This is a genomic window from Sinorhizobium sp. 22678 (genome assembly GCF_052044265.1).
GTDB classification, from domain to species: Bacteria; Pseudomonadota; Alphaproteobacteria; order Rhizobiales; family Rhizobiaceae; genus Sinorhizobium; species Sinorhizobium meliloti_A.
This window is the reverse complement of record NZ_JBQEMS010000031.1, coordinates 25,665-46,591: the sequence shown is the minus strand read 5'-3', so window position 1 is coordinate 46,591 and position 20,927 is coordinate 25,665. Positions and strand designations below refer to the sequence as shown.

Genomic DNA, 20,927 nt, shown 5'->3' with positions numbered 1-20,927 from the left:
ACAATATCGCTGCGGATCGCCATTCGGTAGGTTGCTCGCCATGAGTGCCGTTCGTAATCCGGGACGGACGCTCTGGCTGGATGCCGTTCCCGATCGAAGGCGTCCGAATTTTCAAAGTTACTCCAGTTGTTTCGATTGATTTCAGTGTGAATACGCGACCGGCGGCATTCGTTGCATTTTCCGCCGTGCGCTTGGGTGAATCACCGTTCGGCCGGAGATCTCAACGGAGGAGTCAAAATGAATCGTAGGATCATTTGCGGCGTTGGAACACTGGCTGCTTTCACCGTTCTCTGGTGTACCGCATCCCCCCTGCAAGCCCAGGAAGCACAATCAAAGCCCAATATTCTCTTCATCGTGTCCGACGACACAGGATACGGTGATCTCGGTCCCTATGGCGGCGGCGAAGGTCGCGGCATGCCGACGCCGAACATCGACAGGCTGGCGGACGAAGGCATGACCTTCTTTTCCTTCTACGCCCAGCCGAGTTGCACGCCGGGCCGCGCCGCGATGCAGACCGGACGTATTCCGAACCGCAGCGGTATGACGACGGTCGCCTTCCAGGGCCAGGGTGGCGGCCTGCCGGCCGCCGAATGGACGCTTGCGTCAGTGTTGAAGCGCGGGGGCTATCAGACCTATTTCACCGGCAAGTGGCACCTTGGCGAGGCGGACTACGCGCTGCCGATCGCGCAGGGCTATGACGAAATGAAATATGTCGGCCTCTACCATCTCAACGCCTACACCTACGCCGATCCGACCTGGTTCCCCGATATGGACCCGGACCTCAGGGCCATGTTCCAGAAGGTAACGAAAGGTTCGCTCTCCGGCAAAGCCGGCGGCGAGGTGACGGAGGATTTCAAGATCAACGGCCAGTACGTCGACACGCCTGTGATCGACGGCAAACCAGGCGTTGTCGGCGTCCCCTTCTTCGACGGCTATGTCGAGAAGGCGGCAATCGAATTCCTCGATGCCGCCGCCAAGAAGCCGGATCAGCCGTTCTTCATCAATGTGAATTTCATGAAGGTGCACCAGCCGAACCTTCCTGCCCCCGAGTTCCAGCACAAGTCGCTGTCGAAGAGCAAGTATGCGGACTCGGTCGTCGAACTCGACACGCGCATCGGCAGGATCCTGGACAAGCTGCGTGAAACCGGCATGGACAGAAACACCCTTGTTTTCTACACGACCGACAACGGGGCCTGGCAGGACGTTTACCCGGACGCCGGATACACGCCATTCCGCGGCAGCAAGGGCACCTTGCGCGAGGGCGGCAATCGCGTTCCCGCGATCGCAGTCTGGCCCGGCAAGATCAAACCGCGGACGAAGAATCATGACATCGTTGGCGGCCTCGATCTCATGGCGACATTTGCCGCAGTCGGCGCGGTGCCGCTGCCCGACAAGGATCGCGAAGACAAGCCCATCATCTTCGACAGCTATGACATGTCGCCGGTCCTGCTCGGCACAGGCAAGTCGGCGCGCAAATCATGGTTCTACTTTACCGAGAACGAGCTCTCCCCCGGAGCGATTCGCGTCAACAACTACAAGTTCGCGTTCAACATTCGTGGCGATGACGGAGCCTCGACTGGTGGGCTGGCCGTCGACTCGAACCTCGGCTGGAAGGGCGCGGAGAAGTATGTCGCTACGGTACCCCAGGTGTTCGACCTGTGGCAGGACCCGCAGGAACGCTACGACATTTTCATGAATAACTTCACGGAGCGGACCTGGATGGGCGTAGTCATGGGTGATGAGTTGAAGAAGATCATGACCACCTACGTGCAGTATCCACCGCGGAAGCCGCAGAGCCTGACCTACAACGGTCCCATCACGCTTTCGGATTACCAACGCTTCCAGTGGGTCCGGGACTCACTCGCTAAGGAGGGCATCAACATTCCGATCCCGACTGGCAACTGACTTTCTCGTGGCGGCCCCGGATCACACCGGCGGCCGCCGTCTTGGGACGAATCTTTCTGACCTTCACATCAGGAACCGCTGGAGGACATCCAATGTTCGCCATTCATGATTTCCTTAGATCGGCCCGTGACGGGGCGCTGGCAGTTGCGGCGACATTTCTCCTTGCCGCACCGGCGCAAGCCCAAACCGATCCGCTGCCTTCGTGGAACGACACGGCCCCGAAGGCAGCCATCATCGCCTTTGTCGAGAAGGTGACGGCCGAGAACACGCCCGACTTCGTTCCGGAACCGCAGCGCGTCGCCGTCTTCGACAATGACGGCACGCTATGGGTCGAGCATCCGATGTATGCCCAGCTCGCCTTCGCGCTCGACCGCGTGAAGGCCGAGGCTCCGTCCCATCCGGAATGGAAGGACACACAGCCGTTCAAAGCCGTGCTCGAAGGTGACATGAAGACCCTCGCCGCATCCGGCGAAAAGGGTCTTATGGAGATCATGATGGCGGCTCATGCGGGGATGACCAGCGACGAGTTCCAAAAGATCGTTTCCGATTGGCTTGCCACCGCGCGCGACCCGAAGTTCAAGAAACCCTATACCGAGCTCGTCTACCAGCCGATGCTCGAACTGCTCGACTATCTCCGCGCCAACGGTTTCAAGACCTTCATCGTGTCGGGTGGCGGGATCGAATTCATGCGGCCGTGGACGGAGCAGGTCTACGGCATTCCGCCGGAGCAGGTCGTCGGCTCTTCGATCAAGACACAGTTCGAGATGCGTGACGGCACGCCCACCCTGTTCCGCCTGCCGCAAGTCAACTTCATCGATGACAAGGCCGGCAAGCCGGTCGGCATCAATGAACATATCGGCCGTCGCCCGATCGCCGCCTTCGGCAACTCCGACGGCGATCTGGAAATGCTGCAATGGACGACGATGACGGGCGGGAGCGTCCGTTTCGGCATGCTCATTCATCACACCGACGCTGAACGCGAATACGCCTACGACCGGGACACGGAATTCGGCCGCCTCGACAAGGCGCTTGATGCTGCTGCCCTGAACCAGTGGACGGTTGTGGACATGAAGGCCGACTGGAAACAGATTTTTCCGGAGAAGTAGGACTGCATATCCGCGGCTCAGCGCCTTCCAGGAGGGAGCTTTGGTGAAGGTAGGTTCGACGAAACCGGCGCGGGTTTCGGCCAAGTCGCTGGCCGAAACCTTTGGCCGCACGTACTGGGTCCACATGCGGGGTCTGCCAGGATGGCGAATGCGCGTCCAGCCGTTTGTGTGTATCGGACGAGCGTCGGTTCGTTGGACAGCCTTGGCACTCTGTGCCGTGCTTGTGTTGTCAGGATCTGCGGTCGTGGCCGAAAAGACCAACGCATCGGTGTCTGACCCGCTGATCTCAGTTCATGACGGATTCGTGGACGAGAAAACCTGCGCCTCGTGTCACGCGGATCAGGCCGCCGCCTTCGCCAAGTCGCATCACGCCAGGGCGATGGCTGTCGCCGATGAAAAGTCGGTGCGGGGCGACTTCAACAACATCCAGTTCGATCACGACGGCGCTGTCGCGACATTTTCCCGCCGAGATGGTCGCTTCTTCGTCCGCACCGAAGGGCCGGACGGCAAGCCGGCGGACTTCGAGGTCAAATATACGTTCGCCTATGAGCCTCTCCAGCAGTATCTGGTCGATCTCGGCGGCGGCAGATTGCAGGCTCTCGACATCGCCTGGGACACCCAAAAGCGGGAATGGTTCTGGCTGGGCGAAGGCAGTGTGGCAAAACCCGGCTCGACATTTCATTGGACGGGTCCGTTCTATCGCTGGAACCGCACCTGCATCGACTGCCATTCCACCGATCCGCGGAGCAATTTCCAGCCGCAGAAGAACGAATATAAATCATCCTATGTGGCGACGAGCATTGGCTGCCAGTCCTGCCATGGTGGCGGTGCAAAGCATGTCAAATGGGCCAGAGCCAAAGCGGCTAATGCTTCAACGGCGGCGGCAGATTCCGGCCTGTCGAAGGTCGATGCGAACACTTGCTTCGCCTGTCACGCGCGACGCAGCAGGCTTGTCGATGGCTATCGGCCGGGAGGATCCTTTCTCGACCATTTTTCCCCAGCGTTGCTGCGCAGCGGTCTTTATTTCCCGGACGGGCAGATTCGCGACGAGGTGTTCGAGTACGGCTCTTTCCAGCAGAGCAAGATGGCAAAGGCAGGCGTCACCTGCTTCGACTGCCACAGGCCACACGAGGGGACCGTCAAAGCCGCCGGCAACGCCCTATGCACGCAGTGTCACGCCGAAACTGCGCCGGAACGCTTTGCAGGCAACGACCCGAGCGGCGCGTTCGATACGCCGGCCCACACGCATCATCCGCAAGGCTCGGCTGGCGCTCTTTGCGCCAACTGTCACATGCCGGAGCGAATCTACATGAAGGCGGATCCGCGACGCGACCATTCCTTCGTCATCCCCCGACCCGACCTCTCCGCGCTCTACGGAACGCCGAATGCCTGCACCTCCTGCCACGAGGGCAAAACGAACGCCTGGGCGTCAGAGAACCTGGACAGGTGGTATGGCAAGGCTTGGCGGCAACGTCCCTCGGTCGCCCATGCGTTCGCGGGAGCTGCGCAGAACGATCTGGCAGCGATAGAGGATCTGCGCGAGTTTCTGGCCGACCGTGAACAACCGGGCATCGTCAGGGGAAGCGCGGTGGCCGAAATGACAAGGCTCGATGGAGCAGCCACCGCCGCGGACGTCGGGGCGGCGGCGGGAGATCCCGATCCGCTCGTCCGGCTCGGGGCAGCGGAGGCGGCTGCCAACTTGTCCCCTGAACTGCGGTTGGGCGCGATCGGGGTCCTGCTTGCGGACGAAACCCGAGCGGTCCGGGTGGCCGCCGCTAAGGCTCTTGGCAACACGCCGTCGCTGGACCTCCTCGGCGATCAACGCCGCGCCTTCGATGCCGCCGTCCACGATTTGCGTGCCTATGTCCAGGCTAACACGGACAGCGCCGAGGCGCAGAGCACTTACGGATCCTTCCTCTTCGAACAGGGGCGCACGGACGAGGCGGAAAAGGCGTTCCGCCAGGCGATTGTTCTTGACCCGACACTTTCGGGTGCGCGCACCAATCTTGCCGAGTTCTATCGCGCCACGGGTGACAACGAGAAATCCGAACAGGCCTACGCCGAGGCGGTCACGGCCAATCCGGATCGGGCCGACCTCCGCTATGGACACGGTTTGTCGCTCGTTCGTCAAAAGGCGATGCCGGATGCAATTCGCGAGTTGGAAGCGGCAATGCGCCTGGATCCAGTGAATGCCCGATACAGGACGACGGCGGCGATCGCGCTCGATGCGGTTGGTCGAACGGATGACGCTTTCGCGCTGTTCGATCCGGTTGTTGCAAATGGTGCAATAGACGCCAATCTGCTGGGCACTGCCATTCAGCTCGGCCTCAAACTCGGCCGCTATGCCGAGGCGCTTAAGTTTGCCGAGGCGCTCGCCCGTCTCCAGCCGAACGATCCTCAAACCGCAGAACTCGTCAGGCAATTACAGGATGCAGTTCAACATGGCCGATAAGCGCTGGGGTTTGCACTGGTGGCGGTGGGAACGGAATTCCAGGGACGGCGAATGCGGTGTTACGTGGCCGGTGGCGTCTCTTATTGGAAAAGGAAGCACAGTGAGCATCGAAACCAGCTCCGATCGTCCTCCATCTTCGCTGCTCCTGTCGGGTGGATGGCTTGTTCTCTTTGCGGTGCTCGTCCTGCCTGCCGGATGCGGCGGGCATCCAAAGGGCGTGCTGACGCCAGTTGCGGACACGTCGCCCGACTCGAGCCGGGTCAGCATGCTGATCGCCACGACCCGCGGCCGCTCCGAGCATGCCGGAGAGATGTTCACGGGCGAGCGGGCACGCGCGGCTGCCTTCGCGGACATCACGGTGTCGATCCCGCCTGTTCGCACGGCCGGTGAGGTCGCCTGGCCGAAGCGGCTACCGCCCGATCCGGCGACCGACTTCGCGACCCTGAAGGCGGACGACCTGAACACCGCCGCTGCCAAAACCTGGCTCAACGCCACGGTCAAGAAGAGCCCGGATCGCAGCGTCCTCGTGTTCATCCATGGGTTCAACAACCGGTTCGAGGATGCTGTCTATCGCTTCGCCCAGATCGTCCACGATTCGGGCGTGCAGAGCGCTCCAGTCCTCGTCACTTGGCCGTCGCGCGGAAGCTTGCTCGCCTACGGTTACGATCGTGAAAGCACCAACTACACCCGCAATGCGCTGGAGTCGCTGTTTCAATACCTAGCCGCTGATCAAGAGGTGAAGGAGGTCTCGATCCTGGCGCATTCGATGGGCAACTGGCTGGCGCTCGAAGGCTTGCGCCAGATGGCGATACGGAACGGTGGTCTACCGGCGAAGTTCAAGAATGTGATGCTTGCGGCTCCGGACGTCGATGTCGACGTGTTCCGTTCGCAGATCGAAGACATGGGCAAGCGGCAGGCTCGCTTCACTTTGTTCGTCTCGCGCGACGACCGTGCGCTCGCCTTCTCGCGCCGGGTCTGGGGCGACATTCCCCGGCTCGGATCGATCGATCCGGAGGGCCATCCTTACAAGCAGGAGCTCGAAGCGAACCGGATCACCGTTATCGACCTTACGAAGGTGAAGGCCGGCGACGGTCTTCACCATAGCAAGTTCGCGGAATCGCCGCAGGTCGTGCAGCTCATCGGCGCTCGAATCTCCGAAGGGCAGACGCTGACGGACAGCCGGATGGGCCTCGGTGACCACCTCATTGCCGGGACGACGGGCGTAGCCGCTGCGGCTGGCAGCGCGGCAGGTCTGATCCTCGCAGCCCCGGTCGCCATGGTGGATCAGCATACCCGAGACAACTATTCCCATCACCTCAGTCACATGACCGGGCAAACCGGCGGAACGAAGAAGGCAGCAGCGGGGGCGTGCATTGCGAACGGATCAGCAATGCGGGAAGCTGCGTGCGATTCCTCGCGGCAATGACCGCACAGGCCGACCTTTTTGATCCCGCCAGATGACAAGGAACAGGCAATGGCGAATTCCATCAGACTTGGGCTTTCCTTCGCTGTCGTGGCGATGATTTGCACCGGTGTTCAGGCGGCCGACGTATCGCCGCTCATGGCGCCGCCCCCTCAGCCGGCCGAATCCCAGCCTGGCTGGACGTTCTCGGTGGCTCCGTATTTCTGGATGGCCGGGCTGTCCGGCGATACGTCGCAGTTCGGGTTGCCGACGGTGCATATGGATGCTGACTTCGGCGACATCCTCGACCATCTCGATTTTGCGTTCAAGGCGGCGGGCGAGGCTCGCTATGACCGGTTTAGCATCATCGGCGACATCATCTACACAAAGCTGTCCGCTGATGGCGAAACGCCCTGCTGGCGACGGACGTCGACGTGACGTCGGAAAGCTTTTCGGGTTTGCTCGGCATGGGATATGCGGTGTTGGACGGGCCACAAGGACATTTGGACGTGGTGGGCGGCGTGAAGGTGGTCGGTCGAAACCATCATCTCGTTCAGCGGCGCGTCTTCTCGGAGGCGTCGAGAGAGAGGACAGTGCCACTTGGGTAGACGGAATGGTGGGCGTGCGCGGGAGATATTCCTTCACTCCGGAGATCTACCTGACAGGATGGGGCTTGGTCGGCGGCGGTGGTGCCGACATCGACTGGGATGTCGCACTTGGCATCGGCTACGAGTTCAACTCGCGAGTATCGGCGATCGCCGGATATCGTGGACTCGGAGTCGACTACAGCGACGACGGTTTCGTGTTCGATGCCGTCCAGCAGGGACCGATTCTCGGGGTCGCGATAAAGTTTTAATATCGAGCGGCCGTCGGTCTCCTGCGCCATGATAGGAGGCACCCGGATGAGCATACTCTTCTGGCATTGTTGTAGAGGCCTCGGTCGCGCCCCGATCCTTCTACTTCTACAGCTCGTTTTCGCACTAACCGCTCCCTTGGCGGCTCAGGGGATGACGACACCAACGGCGCCTGCCAAGGTGCAGCAACTCATCGAGCTGCTGGACGATCCGGAAGTGCGGCAATGGCTTGCCGCCAGACAGGCCGCAACGCCGGTGGCCGCCATGCCAGCGGAGGGAGGACTTCCTTCTCGTTCGGTCGCGGCGATCAGAAGGCATCTCGACGGCATGCGGACCGCCGTGCCGCGCGTGATCCCCGAGTGGATGGCGGCAAGAGATCGCATCGTGGCAGAGATGGATCAGGGGAGTATGCCGATCCTCCGCGGCTTCGCTCTCGTGCTCCTTGTCGGCTACGGCGCCGAATATCTTTTGCGCTTTGTGCTGGGGCGGAGCGCGCGCCGAAGCGCGGCCGAGTCCGGGCCGGGGCTCGCCGCTCTTATTCGCATCGCGCCACTCTTTGTCTTCGCGATCGCAGCGGTCGCCGCTTTTGCGCAGACCGGTTGGCCGAGCCGCCTGGAGGCGGCAACTGCACCGCTGCTCATCGGATGGATCGCCGCTCGATTGTTGATCGCTGTCGCTTCGGCGGCGCTGAATCCCAGATCCAAGGACAATGGCGCGGCAGAGAGCCAGGCGGACAGCGTCTCCCTGGAGCCGGATGCGGCGCTTTTCTGGTACAGACGGTCTGTGCTCTTCATTTGTGCTATGGCTTTCGCCTGGGCCGTCGTCGACATGATGCAGGCTCTAGCCTTCCCCGCCGATGTCCGTGATCTAACGGCCGCCCTCTTCGGCCTCGTCGTGCTTGGCCTGGCGATCGATACGGTGTTGCGCCGGCCCTTGGTGGAACTGACAGCCGGACAGCGGACACTGCGCGATGCGCTGACCGTCGGATTGCTCGCGTTGTTATGGCTCCTTTGGGCCGCTGGGATGAAGGTACTGTTCTGGGTCGGCGTCTACACACTGATTCTGCGACCGCTGCTGCGTTTCGTTAGCGCCGCGACGCGGAGCACGCTGGATACCGAAGCGGTAGATATCATGCGCGTGTTGCGCAACGTCCTGATCGATCGCGGTGTGCGGTTCTTGATCGTTGCGCTGGCGGCCGCCTGGCTCGCCAAAGTTTTCCAGCTCAACGGCAGCCCGGTGATCCAAGGTGATGTCGTCAAGCACATCTTCCGCGGCGTTCTCGCCGGCGTGGTCATCCTCCTAGCGGCCGATCTCGTCTGGCAATTGGCGAAGGAACTTATCAATCTTCACCTGAAACGGGCCGCCGTGGAAAGTACAGATTCTGCACAGCTCGCCCGCGACATGCGGGTGCGCACACTGCTGCCAATTCTGCGCAACTTTCTCGCAGCCTTCATCGCGGTCGTCGCCGGCATGATGGTTCTTTCCGGCCTCGGGGTCCACGTCGGCCCGCTGATCGCCGGCGCCGGCGTCTTCGGAGTCGCCATTGGCTTCGGCTCGCAGACGCTGGTCAAGGACATCATCAGCGGCATCTTCTATATGATGGACGATGCCTTCCGGGTCGGCGAGTATATCCAGAGCGGCAGTTACATGGGAACCGTCGAATCCTTCAGTATCCGCTCCGTCAGGCTGCGCCACCACCGCGGGCCGGTGTTCACTGTACCTTTCGGCTCGCTCGGTGCCGTCCAGAACATGAGCCGCGACTGGGTCATCGACAAATTCAAGATCAACCTCTCCTACGACACCGACGTTGCCAAGGTGAAAAAGGTGGTGAAGGGCGTCGGGACCGCACTGCTCGAGGACGAGGAACTCGGGCCACTGATCATCGAAACCGTTAAGATGAAGGGCGTGGAGCAGTTCGGCGACTATGGCATCACCCTGGGTTTTGCGATGACCACCAAGCCGGGTCACCAGACTCAGGTCAGGCGCCGGGCCCAGGCTCTGATCAAGGAGGCTTTCAAGGAAAACAACATCCAGTTCGCCTCTCCGACGGTCCAGGTTGCAGGTGACGAAACACAGGTGGCGGCGGCCGCTGCGACCCGCGATGCCATCGCCAAGAAGAACGCCGCCTTGGCTGCGCAACAGGGAGGTGAGGCAGCGGCCGAGTAGCCTGGCCTTCGGCAGCATCGTTACCTTTGGCAGGCCTGCATGACATCATCCAGGCCGTTATGCAGTCACCTTGATCAGCCGCCAGAGGAATCGGCCGGTTCATCGGCCGCAAAGGGATCCTTTTCCGCCGAGGGCGCGGAGCTTTCGGAGGGTCTTGTTCCCGGGATCAGCTCGAAGTCCGAGGTGAACCTGACTAGAGTGCTCCTCAACTGGTCGAAGAACTTCTGGTCTCCGTCAAATTTTGCTTTTCCAGATGCTAGCAACTCGTCGAAGGTGGCCTGTCCGCCCATTACCAACTCTAGGTCGGAACGATTGAGCGTAACGGTCAGGTCCGGGTTCTTCGCACTTTGGCCTTTGATGTTGGTGAGCGTCGAGTTGCTCATTTCGATCACGTAGCGCTCTTCGTTGTCTGGTGTGACCAGGTTAATCGTGAACTTCATGCCCTCGGCCTTATTGGAATCCACGCTGATGCCAAGGAAGTCGAGCCATAGGCCGGTCGACATGCCTCGTATGACATCTGGACCGGTTTTAGGTGACGCGCCCCCAGGCACTCCCGAGCGCAGCTCATAGGCGGCCGCAAGAAAGCTGTTCCTAACGCTGGGGCTTTCCTTTTGATAGCCGATCTGCTCGTAGACGTCTGCTAGCAGGTCCTTGGCAGCCGGGTTTTCAGGCTCGGCGTAGACGAGCTTATTCAGGATCTCCATCGCCTCGAGATACTTGCCCTGACTGTGTAATTCCTTGCCCTTGGTCAATATCTTCTCGGCACCCCCCATCATCTCGACATAGAGCGGAGCAGAGTCGCGCGGCGATAGAGGGATTAGCGTAGCGGGATTGGCATCCCAGTAGCCAAGGTATCGGTTAATCACCGCGCGGCTGTTATGCTCCTCGGACCCGTGATAGCTGTGGGCTGCCCACTGGTTCCGCAGACCTTCGGGTAGCTTGTAGACGTTGTGGATTTCATTGATTGTCACCCCCTTGTTTGCATGGTGGAGGACATCGTTGTTGAGGTGCCCATAGACGTCGCGCTGTGTGCGCATCACTTCCTGGATGCGGTCGTTGCCCCAACGCGGCCAGCTGTGTGACGCAAACATCACCTCAGCTTCCTGACCATAGCGATAGAGTGCTGCATTGATATGCTTGGACCATGCCAATGGATTGCGCACCAGCGCACCACGCAACGTGTAAATGTTGTGGATGGTGCCAGTAATATTCTCGGCGGCCCAGAACGCCTTTATCTCCGGGAAGTAGGTGTTCATCTCGGCCGGCGCTTCGGTTCCAGGCGTGTTCTGGAACTCCATCCTCACGCCGTCGATGGTCAACTCCTCGAAATCATCGTCGATATAACGAGTGGGCTCGATCAGACCTACATTGCCGGCGGCAGTGTTCTTGCCGATGGACTGATCGACGTGACCGAATGGGCTGCGCGGCAGCAGAACACCATACTGGAAGAACATTCGCCGGGTCATCGCATTGCCTGCGTAAACGTTCTCGGCGACTGCATGCTCCATGAACCCAACTGGTGCAAGGATTTCGACCTTGCCGCTCCTGACATCGGCTTCATCGACAACGCCGCGCACACCGCCGAAGTGATCTGCGTGAGAATGCGAGTAGACGACGGCGACAACCGGGCGTGCTCCAACCTTCTCGTTTATGAAGTCCAACGCCGCCTTGGCGGTTTCCTTCGTCGTCAGCGGATCAAACACGATCCAGCCGGTGTCACTCTTGACAAAACTGATATTCGCAAGATCAAAGCCGCGCACCTGGTAGATCTTGTCTGGCACGACTTCATAAAGACCGTACGCCATGTTCAGGATAGCCTGACGCTGCAGCGAAGGGTGAATGCTGTCGAAATCTTTGCCCTCAAGCAGGAACTCGTAGCTTTCCATATCCCAGGCCACATTACCGGCCTCGGCCATGATCTGCTTATAGGGCGGGGCCGCGATGAAGCCCTTCTTGGCTTCCTCGAAGTCGCGCTGATCTTCAAATGGGAGCGTCTTGCGCTGCCCATTCTGGAAGTCGATCGTAAATTGCGAGGGCATTTTGCCTTTTGGATGGAAATGCCTTCCTTCCTTTGCGCCGCGGTCTGCCAGCACGCTGCCGCCGGCGGCAAAGGCCAACCCGCACGTTCCAATCAGGAGCGCGGCAGTCAGCGCAACGACAACACCATTTCTCCGAACGGCCATTCCGGTATGGCATGCACGTGTCGATGGGAATGCAATTCTCATTTTACCCTCCCGTCTGTGCTCACTCAGGCCGCGCATCCTACGCCAACTACACGCAACTGCATAGCTGAGCGCGAGGGTGGAGCCGCCCTCTCCCACAACGTGTAAGCTGCTGAGGGGACCTAAGGATTGCAATTTCAGCAGTCCGCGATACTCTCGGCCCGCAAGATTCGTTGACTAGGCGGAGGGACTGCCGGATGCCGTGCTATAAGGGCTTCACGTCGACACTTGCACTGGCTGCGAGTTTGCTCGTTGGTTTGCCTGTCCGGGCGGCGGATGTAATAGAGGAGAGCTCGCCACCTGGCGTGGCCTCCGTTGATGCCGGATGGACCTTCAGTATCGCTCCCTATTTTTGGGCAGCCAGTCTGAAGGGAGACATCGGAGTTCGCGGCCGACAACCGTTCGATGCGGACGTTCCATTTCGCGATATTTTCGACAATCTTCGTTTCGGCGGTATGATCGTTGGGGAAGCCCACAACGGAACATGGGGCGTGTTTGCCGACCTGATTTACCTCGACATCGAGGTAGACAAGTCGCTCACGCGCACAATCGCAGGCGTCCCCGTCAGCCTGTCTGGATCGCTGGAAACCACCAGCGTGACGGCAACCCTCATGGCCGAGTATCGCGTGCTTGCGGAACCGTCGGCGACCCTCGACGTGATGGCCGGTGCTCGCATCTGGAGCGTGGACAACGAACTCGACATCGCCTTGTCAGCAGGCGGACCACCGCTTGCAGCTTTCAGCGGCAGTGACACACAAACCTGGGTCGATCCGATGCTCGGCGTGAAGGGCCGGATCGATCTTTCACCATCCTGGTATCTAACCGGGTGGGGCATGATCGGCGGCTTCGGCACCGCATCCGACTTCAGCTGGGATGTGCTTGGCGCTATCGGCTACCAGTGGACGCAGTCTTTATCCATCGTCGGAGGCTATCGGGCGGTCGGCGTGGATTACAGCAGCGACGGATTCACGTTCGACGTCATCGAGCACGGCCCGATACTCGGGGCAGTGATCCGGTTCTAGGCCCTTACAGTCACTGAGATTACCTGCGCGGAACGATCTGCAGGCGAACAGGCGCCTTCCTTGGTCGGCCGTCGCCTTTGCCGAAGGTTCGCAATCGGCGGCTGCGACTCGCCAGCCCGTAACCTGAGTACATCGTGTTGTGACGATCAGCTTCCGAGCCGCCGCCCACGGATAAGTCGATTTAGATTGACGATCGTACCGCTGCGGCGGGCTCGCACATGCGGAAGCACCGAGTGGATCGTGTTGGCGGTACCAAAGAAATTGACATCAAACAGGCGACGGGCATTGGATTCGTCGGTTTCCTCGATAGCACCGAAGAAACCGATCCCGGCGTTGTTGATCAGGACGTCGATGCGGCCGAAGTGCGCTTCTGCAGCGTCCACAACCTTCTGGCACTGATCCCGGTCGATGACGTCGAGCGGGAGGATCAGGGCATCGCCCTTCTGTTCAAGATCCGCAATCTTGTCAGCTTTGCGGGCTGTGACCACAACCTTTTCACCGACCTCCAGCAGGTGCTCCGCGATGTAGCGCCCGAAGCCTGTAGAGCATCCGGTTACGAGCCAGACTTTAGGGTTTTGCGTGCTCATTTTATATACTCCTTTCTGTATCAGACCTGCGGGGATCGTTGCTGGTAGCCGCAGATTTCCACGTCTTCGACGCACAGGTCCGGGACCTTCGCCATGAAGGCTTGGACGTAAGGCGTGTTCATATGCAGTTTGAAGTCGGAGGCGTGCCGCCAGTCTTCGAGCACCATCCACATGTCGGGAACGTCATTGGACTGGTGGATCTCGTAGCGGAGGCAGCCTTCCTCGTTGCGGGAGGGGGTGACGAGCTGAAGCAGTTCGTCACCCAGATCTTCTGAGCGGCCCGGCTTTGCAGTGAAGTAGGCCACATTGGTGAGATCAGCCATTTCGGGTCTCCTTCTCGGTTAGGGCAACACCCGCATCGTGACGGCATGCCTGGAAAAGATCTTCCGCGCCTTTGCGGGAGCTGTCGCGATCTTGCACTTTTCAGACGCCGTTGATTGCTATGATGCGCGATGCGGCCGCAGCCTGCCGCAGTGCGGCCAAGGGCGCGTATTCGGGGGATGCGAAGAGCTGACGGATCGCTTGCCTGTCCGGAAACTCGATGATGAGCATGTTCGTGGCAGTCCAGCCTTCCAACTCCAGAGGGCTTTCATCGATGGCGATGAGCTTGCCGCCGGCTTTGGCGACGAGCGGCAATGCCTTCGACCGGTAGTCTTCGATGGACTTCATGTCGTGGATGTCGAGATCGACAATGAGATAGGCAGACATAGTTTTTCCTTTCCTGTTGAGTTTGTGGCTTCTGGGGGCGATGGCGCTGTCAGGGGAGATGGCGCCACTTGACCATGCGGTCCTTGAGATCGAGTGTGCCGCCATCGACGGTGAACGTGCCGTCACCGCGGTGATGCATCATTCGTCGCTCTTTTCGGTTCTCGTTGATCCAGATCCTCGTCGCCTCAAGGATGAAGAGGCTGTAGGGATCCGAGAGCCGCGTATCGACGACCCGACATTCGATATTCGCCAGGCAGTCGGAGAGGAGCGGGGCTGCCACGTCCTTGGCAGGTCGCGTCTTGAGACCGTACCTCTGGAATTTATTCACTCGATCGCCCGAGCAGTTCCCGACATCGACAACCGTTTCGGCGAGATCCAGACCGGGGACAGCGATGACACACTCTCCGGTTTTCCGGAGAGCCTGATAGCTGTGATCCCACGGCCCGATGACACAACCGATCAGCGGCGGGTCGTGCTGGATCATCATATGGAAGCCCATCGTCATCACGTTGGGCTTGCCGTTATCACTGGTCGAGACCATGACGATCGGGCCAGGTTCCAGGACGCGATATGCTTGAGATGCGGGTAATTCCTTCATGACAATCTCCCTTGAGAGGTCCCTGCCTCGAGGCAGGGACCTTTCAGGGCCGGTCTGTTACCAACCCTGTTCTACTGGCAGGACAAACAGTTCAGCGACATCGACATGAGCCGGAGCCTGGGCTGCGAAGACGATGGTGTCGCCGATGTCCTCGCCCTGAAGGAAGGTCATCTGAGTGGCCAGCTCATCCATCTGCTTGCGATAGCCCGGATCGGTGATGTGATCGTAGAGCTCGGTGGCAACGGCGCCCGGCTGGATGCAGGTCACGCGAATACCGTGCTTCTGGCCAACTTCCATACGCAGGCCATCAGAGAAAGCCGTGACCGCATGTTTTGTCGCGCAGTAGACCGACAGACCCTTGAAAACCTTGCGGCCAGCAATCGAGGACATGTTAAAGACATGGCCCGAATGCTGCTTGATCATCTGGGGCAAAACGGCGGCCGTCGTGTTGAGCAGGCCCTTCACGTTCACGTCCACCATTCGCTGCCACTCGTCGACCTTGAACTGGTCGATATCGGAGAGCGGCATAAGACCGGCATTGTTGACGAGGATGTCAATCGAGCCGTAGGCATCGACCAGCTTCTTGACGCCCGCTTCGACCGAAGTCGTGTCAACCACATCCATTTCGATCACAAGAGCTTCGCCGCTCTTGGCTTCGATCTTTTTCTTGAGATCTTCGAGCTTGTCGGTGCGCCGTGCAGCGATACCGACCTTGGCACCGGCTTCAGCAAGCTTTGCAGCAGTCGCGGCGCCAATGCCACTCGATGCGCCGGTGACCAGTGCGATCTTTCCGTTGAGGTTGGTCATTGTCTTCACTCCTTGTCTTTGAAGCCCACCACCGCGGTGGGCGTTTCGTTTCGACAAGGAGGAACCTAAGCGTTTCACGCCGGTCCCTCTCTCGGGGCCTTGCTCGACCTGTCGCGATCTTGCTCGAAAACGCGACAGGTCAAAAACTAGCCTCGCCGATAGTGACTCGGCGGCAGACCTGTCTCGCGGCGGAAGACCTGGGCAAAGTGACTTGGGCTCGAATAGCCAACGGAGAGGCCAATCTCGATGACGCTCGTATCCGTTTCCTGCAGGAGCTGCTGCGCCTTGGCGACCCGCTGGCGAATGAAGTAGCGCGAGGGCGAGAGCCCCGTCGCCTTCTTGAACAAACGACTGAAATGAAATTCGCTCATACCGACCGTCTCGGCCAACTGGGCGAGATTGAACGGCTCGGCAAGATGTTCTTCGAGGTGGGCAACGGCGCGACGGAGCTTGAAGCCGGTGAGCGCGTTCTGCCGGTCGTCAGCAGCTTCATTTGCGGCGTAATTCCGGATCAGATGCACGGCGAGACTTTGCGCAAGCCCCTGGATGAACAACTGGCTTCCCTTTCCTTCAGCGGTCAATTCCTGATAAACGAGCGCCAATAGATGTGACAGCTGCGTGTCCTGGCCGCCGGAAATGTCGCGCAAAGCCGGAGAGGCCGCGCAGCCTAGCACGTCGTAGGCGACGCGCTCGAAAAGCGGAACGGAGAGATAAAGATGCATGACCTGGAAGGGGGCGGCCCCAACCGAGCGCCAACGCATTTCATATGGTGTCGGGGAGCGGGTCAGGAAGAAGTCGCCGACGGTAACCGTGTTGGCAACCCAGTCACCGTCGAGGTCGCGTTCCTCGACGACAGCCTCGCCTGACATCACCCAGACGATTAGCGGCTCCGCGACAGCGGGAACAAGAAACCGCTCCTGCTTGTTCAGACGGGAGTACACCTGCACGAACATGTCGCTCCATGCAGGCGTGTCGCCGCTGACAAGCATACGGCCGGCTATGTACTGCTCAAGACCGAGCGGGGACGTCCGATCGGGCCTTGCAATAACCTCTTTCAGTTCAGGCACGAGGACCGCGGGATAAATAGGATTCCCGGCAACAGCCGGTATTCGGGCGGAAACGTTTTGACGGGATGCTTCGATGTTTGCCAATGCGGACCCTTTCGTAAAACCGGGCAGAGCTGCCTTGAGGTTACATGGAGCTTCAATGGAATATGTCCCGGTTCACATCTCCGCCCACAACCACCGCCAATGATGCAATGCAGCATTTGGTTTCGTCCGATAGGAAAATAAAGCCGGTCTCTTCTGACTCTTTGAGGCAGATGAAATCCACATCAACGTCGCAAGTAAGTATCTCCGGCTTCGTGGCACCATTCGGAAAGCTTCCGACGGCATCTTTAATAAGGAGCGAACGCAAGGTAGCGCCCTCCCCCGGTAGTGCTCGAATGAACGTGCCTGCTTCACTGGCGAACGTGATCCACTCCATCGTTGGTTCGTTTGAGCAAGCATCGCCCATGACGATCGAAGAGCGGTAGAACGACGCTCCAATGAGATTGCCCGATCCTGCAAAAATCGGTTCTCGGCACCTGTCGCAAGGCCATTTGAGAGAGACCGACGCATTGCCAAAGTGCTGGATACCCAATGGTCTCAAACCATCAACCGGAGCACATATCCAGTGGTCGATGATCAGAAGGGCTGCCATCAACCTGCTTATCGTCGAACAACGAGATACGGTCATGGGCAATCAGCAGAGCTTTTTCAATCAATGGATAGCCGGCATAGGGAATGATGTTGAAGAGGGTCTCGACAATCTCTTCTGGAGTGGCCCCGAGATTAAGAGCTGCATCGATATGGACGCCGAGTGGCTTCTCTGCCGCAACGGTCCCCTGGGAAGCGAGAGCAGAGATTGCACCCAACTCACGCACCTTGGGATCAAGGGCGGGGCGGCAAAAGATATCGCCGTAGCAATGGGCAAGCCTACCCAGACCTGGCGCAACATCCTTGAAGCTGTCGACCACATCAGCGCCGGATCCTCCTGATGTCTCGGCAAGTGTTGCGACACCCCTCATGAAGCGCTTCTCATCATCTTTTGTGGTATCGACTCCTTTCTGGGTACTCGCTTGTGGCCGTTCCGGTGCCGCCAGGACATTTCTTGCTCTGCCGGCAGCATTGAGTGCAGCGGGGAATCCGGAATAGACGCTCAGTTGGATAACCATCTCGACAATGTCACTATCGGTTGCACCCGCAGCCAATGCCGAAACGATATGGGCGTCGAAGCTCGCCCCTACCTTCCCCCGCGCCGCCAGCATTGCAGCCGACGCGAGGTGGGCCAGCCTGGGCTCCAGGTGCACCGCGCCGAAGATCTCCTCGCCAAGGGTATGCTCGCGCCAATTCACGAAGTCGGGCGCAATCCGATCGAGTACAGCAAAACGGTCCGAGGGCATATCCGGGACAGCAGGCGATGTCTGGGCCCCAGCCACATTTTTTGTTTCGTCCCGGTCGGCGAGAATATCACGGACGATGGGGACGGCGTTGATCGCCGTCGGAAATCCGAGAAGACCTGCGGAAATAAACAGCAGGTCGACCACATCATCGCGGGTTCCCCCGGCGTTCAGCAATCCATGGAGGTGAAAAGAAAGCTGAGACTGCGCCGATCCGTGGGCCAACAATGTGGCCGCAGTCAGAATCTGCCGCGTCCGCAGATCCAGGCCATCCCGCGACAGCACATCGCCATAGGGAAACTGAATGGTGAACCGCGCCAGATCTTCCGAGAAGCTGGCAAGCTGGCTTACCGGCTCGCCAAAATTCTCACCCCCGATCTGCTTGAGAACGGCAAGGCCGCGCAGGTGTTTTTGCATGTCTCCCGGCGAAGCCAAATTCTCAAGCCGCTGTTCGATATCGGTCTGTGCCATCGCTTTCTCCTTGATCTGATCTCTACGGGTGCAGGTGCTCGCGTCGAGCGAAAGAAAAATGGATCACGCCGACAATGACTTTGCCGGCGTGATCATGTGCCGAGTATCACTTTCGATAGAGAACCATTCCGGCATGGTGCAGGACGTCATCGACAAAATCGCCGTCGGCAGTAAAGCCGGTATCATCCCAATACTCGATGTGATTTCCGGACACCTCGTATCGTCCTTGATAGGCGCTTTCGCGTGTGCCGCGCGCCTCGTCGTAGCGGCCATTCGGGAGCAACTGGTGCCGGATCCGACCGTCTGCGGTTTCCCACATGCCGACATAAGGGTGAGAGAGCGTCTGGCTGGTCATTGTGCCGGCTCCGTCTTGCCCAAGAAAGACTGAATGGTCTCTGGCTCGACGACCCAGGCGTAGTTCAACTCATGGCGGATCTTCCATTCGCCACCGGTGCATGTCCAGCCGAGCTGCGAGCGCCCGTCAAAAGCGACCACTGCGCCGTCAAGACGATCAATGCGGCCGACGAAGCCAAGCGTCGTCGAAGCGACGGTGTCGCTGACGATCACGTCATGACCGCCGGTCAGTCCGTGGCGGACCGATCGGGCAGCGTTCTGCAACGCCTCCCAGTTGGCGCCATAGCGGGCGGAGTTGTCAAAGAGCTGTGTACTGCCTGGCGCGAAATTGTCGTAGAAAACCCCTTTGGTGTTTTCCAGGTCGTAGTACCGGTTCAGCTTCTGCGAGAACACGAACTTGCCATCACCTTCATGGCGTTCCCAGCCCTTCATGATCCAGTCGGCATGGAGCGCGAGAGGAGCATCGGCGCCTTCCCGAGGGCATGAGCTATCCTGTGCAGCAACAGGTGCGGCGCAAATCCCAAAAGCCAAAGCGGCGGCGAGTCTGATCTTGATGTGGGTCATGGGGTAAATCCTTCGATGATCGGCTTCTTGTCTGCCTGCCGCCAGGGAAATGGTCGGCCACGGGCAATAGGTAGACAAATTCTATTGTCGCTTGTATTCCCTTTCCGCTAACGTAATTGGTTAGCGGGACGCGACAATGACAATCGAACTAAACCTGGTGCCGGTGTTTCTGGCCGTCGCCGAAGAAGGGAATTTCCGGGCGGCCGCTGATCGCCTAGGCGTCACACGCTCGGCCGTAAGTCAGGGAATCAGACGGCTCGAGGATATTTGCGGCATCGCACTTGTCAGCCGCACGACACGCAGCGTGCGGCTCACCGAGGCGGGCAACCGCTTGCATGAAACCCTGTTTCAGCCAATGGCCGAGGTCAGATCCGCCTTCGAGAACGTGGCAGGGGACGCACGGCCCAGTGGTTTGCTGCGGATTGCAGTTACATCGATAGCGGAACAATTTCTTTCCGGCCCGCTGATCGCATCCTTCGCCGAAACCCATCCAGGCATCACCATCGACGTCACGGTAACCGACGACGTGTTCGACATCGTCGCCGCCGGCTTCGATGCAGGGGTCCGGCTGGGTGAGGTGATCGAGCAGGATATGGTCGCGGTGCCGCTGACCAAAGAAGAGAGAGAAGTGGTGGTCGCGACGCCGCGATATTTTGAACTCCACGGAACGCCCCGCCATCCTCGGGAGCTTGTGCGTCATCGCTGTATTGGTTGGCGTCCGTCTCCAAGTGCTGCGCCGCATCGATGGGAGTTCGAGGAGGATGGCATACCTTTCGACGTCGCCGTCGAGCCGCAAATCACCACAAACGATCTGCACCTGATGGTGCGGACCGCGCTCGCTGGCGGCGGTATTACATTTGCGCTGGAGGAGACGTTTCGTCCATATATCGTCCGCGGCGAGTTGATTACGGCGTTAGACGACTATCTGCCGCCCTTTCCGGGGTTCTTCCTCTATTTCCCAAATCGGCGCAATATGGCGCCCAAGCTGCGCGCGCTCATTGACCACGTTCGCGCATACAGACCGACGCCGTCCTAGCTGCCAGTGGCTAGAGCTAACTGGTTATTGTGCGTCGCGTTGGACGCCATGACGCCCTGCAGTTCCCCGGTTCGGCGACCCAAATCGGGTGCGGGTGACGTCGATTGGTGAAAATGGGAACGCCTCTCCAAAATGTGAAACTGGCAGGAACCGTGGCGGAATGACGTCCGTCACTGCGGACGAAGAGACTGTTGCGGAGCCTCTTTACGGATCCGCCTGTTTCCCTGGAGGAT

Annotated in this window: 17 protein-coding genes and 2 pseudogenes; 8 read left to right on the top strand and 11 right to left on the bottom strand. The window is 59.6% G+C overall.

Annotated elements, in window-relative coordinates:
• Positions 1 to 237 precede the first annotated feature (237 nt).
• The 6 genes and pseudogenes from ACTJKL_RS28750 (at position 238) to ACTJKL_RS28725 (ending at position 9,885) form a co-directional block, all read left to right on the top strand.
• Positions 238 to 1,905, top strand: a complete 1,668-nt coding sequence (locus tag ACTJKL_RS28750) for an arylsulfatase (protein WP_440854422.1) — start codon at positions 238 to 240, stop codon at positions 1,903 to 1,905.
• Between the two features lie 92 nt (positions 1,906 to 1,997).
• On the top strand, positions 1,998 to 3,011 hold the full coding sequence (locus tag ACTJKL_RS28745) for an HAD family hydrolase (protein ID WP_411934315.1): 1,014 nt from the start codon (positions 1,998 to 2,000) through the stop codon (positions 3,009 to 3,011).
• A 148-nt stretch (positions 3,012 to 3,159) separates the two neighbouring features.
• On the top strand, positions 3,160 to 5,463 hold the full coding sequence (locus tag ACTJKL_RS28740; RefSeq protein WP_440854433.1) for a tetratricopeptide repeat protein: 2,304 nt from the start codon (positions 3,160 to 3,162) through the stop codon (positions 5,461 to 5,463).
• Between the two features lie 139 nt (positions 5,464 to 5,602).
• On the top strand, positions 5,603 to 6,889 hold the full coding sequence (locus ACTJKL_RS28735; RefSeq protein WP_440854432.1) for an alpha/beta hydrolase: 1,287 nt from the start codon (positions 5,603 to 5,605) through the stop codon (positions 6,887 to 6,889).
• Positions 6,890 to 6,982: 93 nt separating this feature from the next.
• Positions 6,983 to 7,721, top strand: a pseudogene (locus ACTJKL_RS28730) (hypothetical protein).
• Positions 7,722 to 7,767: 46 nt separating this feature from the next.
• Positions 7,768 to 9,885 (top strand): mechanosensitive ion channel family protein, encoded by a 2,118-nt coding sequence (locus ACTJKL_RS28725; protein WP_440854421.1) that lies wholly within the window; start codon positions 7,768 to 7,770, stop codon positions 9,883 to 9,885.
• Between the two features lie 74 nt (positions 9,886 to 9,959).
• On the opposite strand, the gene ACTJKL_RS28720 is transcribed toward ACTJKL_RS28725, so the two are convergent.
• On the bottom strand, positions 9,960 to 12,110 hold the full coding sequence (locus ACTJKL_RS28720; RefSeq protein ID WP_440854420.1) for an alkyl/aryl-sulfatase: 2,151 nt from the start codon (positions 12,108 to 12,110) through the stop codon (positions 9,960 to 9,962).
• 302 nt (positions 12,111 to 12,412) lie between these two features.
• Between ACTJKL_RS28720 and ACTJKL_RS28715 the strand changes: the two genes are divergently transcribed.
• On the top strand, positions 12,413 to 13,129 hold the full coding sequence (locus tag ACTJKL_RS28715) for a hypothetical protein (protein ID WP_411934319.1): 717 nt from the start codon (positions 12,413 to 12,415) through the stop codon (positions 13,127 to 13,129).
• A 173-nt stretch (positions 13,130 to 13,302) separates the two neighbouring features.
• Here ACTJKL_RS28715 and ACTJKL_RS28710 read toward each other — a convergent pair.
• From ACTJKL_RS28710 to ACTJKL_RS28665, 10 genes and pseudogenes are all read right to left on the bottom strand, one after another.
• Positions 13,303 to 13,716: pseudogene (locus ACTJKL_RS28710) on the bottom strand (SDR family NAD(P)-dependent oxidoreductase); the annotation flags it as partial.
• A gap of 20 nt (positions 13,717 to 13,736) precedes the next feature.
• Positions 13,737 to 14,039, bottom strand: coding sequence for a putative quinol monooxygenase (locus ACTJKL_RS28705; RefSeq protein WP_411934320.1), 303 nt, complete (start codon positions 14,037 to 14,039; stop codon positions 13,737 to 13,739).
• Positions 14,040 to 14,139: 100 nt separating this feature from the next.
• Complete coding sequence (locus tag ACTJKL_RS28700; protein ID WP_440854419.1) at positions 14,140 to 14,424, bottom strand: DUF1330 domain-containing protein; 285 nt, start codon at positions 14,422 to 14,424, stop codon at positions 14,140 to 14,142.
• A 49-nt stretch (positions 14,425 to 14,473) separates the two neighbouring features.
• Entirely contained in the window at positions 14,474 to 15,022 is a 549-nt protein-coding gene (locus tag ACTJKL_RS28695) for a flavin reductase family protein (RefSeq protein WP_440854418.1), read from the bottom strand.
• 57 nt (positions 15,023 to 15,079) lie between these two features.
• Positions 15,080 to 15,829 (bottom strand): SDR family oxidoreductase, encoded by a 750-nt coding sequence (locus tag ACTJKL_RS28690; protein ID WP_411934323.1) that lies wholly within the window; start codon positions 15,827 to 15,829, stop codon positions 15,080 to 15,082.
• 146 nt (positions 15,830 to 15,975) lie between these two features.
• The gene (locus tag ACTJKL_RS28685) at positions 15,976 to 16,980 is read right to left on the bottom strand and encodes a helix-turn-helix domain-containing protein (protein ID WP_440854417.1); all 1,005 of its coding nucleotides are present in this window, start codon (positions 16,978 to 16,980) and stop codon (positions 15,976 to 15,978) included.
• Between the two features lie 52 nt (positions 16,981 to 17,032).
• Positions 17,033 to 17,530: a hypothetical protein gene (locus ACTJKL_RS28680; protein WP_440854416.1), complete on the bottom strand. Its 498-nt coding sequence runs from the start codon at positions 17,528 to 17,530 to the stop codon at positions 17,033 to 17,035.
• A complete protein-coding gene (locus tag ACTJKL_RS28675) occupies positions 17,484 to 18,740 on the bottom strand; it encodes a carboxymuconolactone decarboxylase family protein (protein ID WP_440854415.1) in 1,257 nt (418 codons plus the stop codon). Before ACTJKL_RS28675 ends, ACTJKL_RS28680 begins: the two co-directional genes overlap by 47 nt.
• Positions 18,741 to 18,846: 106 nt before the next feature.
• Positions 18,847 to 19,095: an Atu4866 domain-containing protein gene (locus ACTJKL_RS28670; protein ID WP_440854414.1), complete on the bottom strand. Its 249-nt coding sequence runs from the start codon at positions 19,093 to 19,095 to the stop codon at positions 18,847 to 18,849.
• Positions 19,092 to 19,658, bottom strand: a complete 567-nt coding sequence (locus ACTJKL_RS28665) for an invasion associated locus B family protein (protein WP_440854413.1) — start codon at positions 19,656 to 19,658, stop codon at positions 19,092 to 19,094. Before ACTJKL_RS28665 ends, ACTJKL_RS28670 begins: the two co-directional genes overlap by 4 nt.
• 136 nt (positions 19,659 to 19,794) lie before the next feature.
• Here ACTJKL_RS28665 and ACTJKL_RS28660 point away from each other — a divergent pair, with 136 nt between their 5' ends.
• Positions 19,795 to 20,694 (top strand): LysR family transcriptional regulator, encoded by a 900-nt coding sequence (locus tag ACTJKL_RS28660; RefSeq protein WP_440854412.1) that lies wholly within the window; start codon positions 19,795 to 19,797, stop codon positions 20,692 to 20,694.
• Positions 20,695 to 20,927: the final 233 nt, after the last annotated feature.